Here is a 1,673-nt window from a genome sequence, read left to right as displayed (position 1 = left end):
GGGTGGTCGGCCCGGTCGTCGGCGGCGGCGTGGTCGGCGGGGTCGTCGTGCCGGAGGCGTACGTCTCGAACTCGGCGACCCTCGGCGTACCGCTCGCGCTGGTGATCTCGAAGTTGATTTTGCGCAGCGAGGCGGCGACGAAGGTGATCGTCCCGGCCCCGGTGCCGCTGGCCAGCGTGGCGCCGGTGTCGTTGTTGACCAGTCGCCAGCCGCCGATGACCCCGACCGCGCCGGACGCCTCGCGGATGGTGACCGCGCCGACCGTGGTGGCGGAACCCCACTTGACCGAGATGCGGCCGGTCGAGCCGGACGGCGACCAGTATGTGCCCACGTCGCCGTCGATCACGTTGCCGTAACTGGTGCTGCCGCCCTTGCTGGAGCCGTCGGCGCCGGCACCGATGCTGAGGTTGGTCGCGTTGGCGACGACCGAGGCGGCGACGAGCCCGTCCGCCGCTCCCGACGCGTGGGTCAACGGCAGCGCCGCGACCACCACGGCCGCCGCGACCACTGCGGTGCCGCCGGCCAGAAGCCTGTGTCGCACTGTGGTTCTCACTGTTGGACTCCTCGGGAGTAAGCGCGGCGCGAGACACGTCCTGCACAGCCCGACACCGCAGGTGACTGAGTTTCGTAAGCTCTCGAACTGGCCATAGAGCGAAACATCGATGTAATCTCAGGCTAGGAAAGCGCTTACTCGCGGCGCAAGAGTAGAGATGTGCAGGTTTGTTGCAGAATCCCGGAGTTGTCCGCGAGTCACGGCAGACCGGCCCACCATCCAGGCCCGAGCCTCAGTCCGACGGCCAGGGCTCCCGCACCCGCCGCCACGCCAGGATCCTCGCCCGGGCGACCGCCACCCTCGGACACCAGCCGTCCGCGTGACACCGGAGGCATCGCCGGATCCGGTGACCGTCGATGACCGCCCAGGACAACTCGACCTCGACCGGGACGCGGCTCTCGTTCACCGACACGCTCCCGCCCGGTACGCACCCGCCTGCTCCGGATAGGCGGTGGCCGGACCCACCCGGTCGAGCAACGGCCCACGACCACGACGACGCCACCACCAGCGCTTCACCGAACCTCCCACCAGCATGTTTACGACCACCTACAGAAGGTAACCCTGTACGTCCCTGTACGTCTATAGACGTACCGAACGGCTATGGTCGTCTACCGCATTCATAGGTTTCTGTCGTGGTCAATCCGATGAGCCCGACGCCCGTCTACGTTCAGTTGGCGGATCTCCTGGCCGCGAAGATCGAAAGCGGCGAGCTTCCCGCCAACCACCCACTGCCCAGCGAGAAGCAGCTACAGCAGGAGCACGGTGTGGCTCGTGGAACCGCCCGCGCGGCGGTACGCCTCCTACGCGAACGAGGACTCGCGTTCACCGTCCCGCAACGCGGCACGTACGTCGCCGACAGGTCCTGACTCAGCGACTCGGCATCCCCGCGCAAGCCCCGCCGGGCCACCCACACGAGACAGCCCGCCCAACGTCACCCCCACGAAGCAGCCACCCGCACGCTGCCGCTTCCGGCGTGCGGGTGGCATCTCGCCTCGTCGATCATGGAGTTGTGGCTAGAGTTTTGGCCTTATTCGCCCTTTTCGCGGCTACCACAACTCCATGATCGCCGAATGCGTCTCGCCGTGCGGGCAGGGCGGGCAGCTGTCTCTTATACACCTCG

The 1,673-nt window shown here is 67.6% G+C and carries 2 protein-coding genes and 1 pseudogene; 1 reads left to right on the top strand and 2 read right to left on the bottom strand.

Annotated features, from left to right (window positions below):
* Window positions 1–553, bottom strand: a pseudogene (locus EYA84_RS31540) (pectate lyase); the annotation flags it as partial.
* 402 nt (window positions 554–955) lie between these two features.
* The gene (locus tag EYA84_RS32825) at window positions 956–1,099 is read right to left on the bottom strand and encodes a hypothetical protein (protein WP_161595083.1); all 144 of its coding nucleotides are present in this window, start codon (window positions 1,097–1,099) and stop codon (window positions 956–958) included.
* Window positions 1,100–1,197: 98 nt separating this feature from the next.
* Between EYA84_RS32825 and EYA84_RS31535 the strand changes: the two genes are divergently transcribed.
* Complete coding sequence (locus EYA84_RS31535; protein WP_131057819.1) at window positions 1,198–1,419, top strand: winged helix-turn-helix domain-containing protein; 222 nt, start codon at window positions 1,198–1,200, stop codon at window positions 1,417–1,419.
* Window positions 1,420–1,673: the final 254 nt, after the last annotated feature.

Source organism: Verrucosispora sp. SN26_14.1 (genome assembly GCF_004307965.1).
Lineage (GTDB): Bacteria > Actinomycetota > Actinomycetes > Mycobacteriales > Micromonosporaceae > Micromonospora.
Note: the sequence above shows the minus strand (reverse complement) of the source record. Positions and strands in the feature narration are given on the sequence as shown.

Excerpts from the sequence above, each read along its gene's own strand:
- EYA84_RS31535 (WP_131057819.1), top strand. The coding sequence starts at position 1,198 with ATGAGCCCGACGCCCGTCTACGTTCAGTTGGCGGATCTCCTGGCCGCG.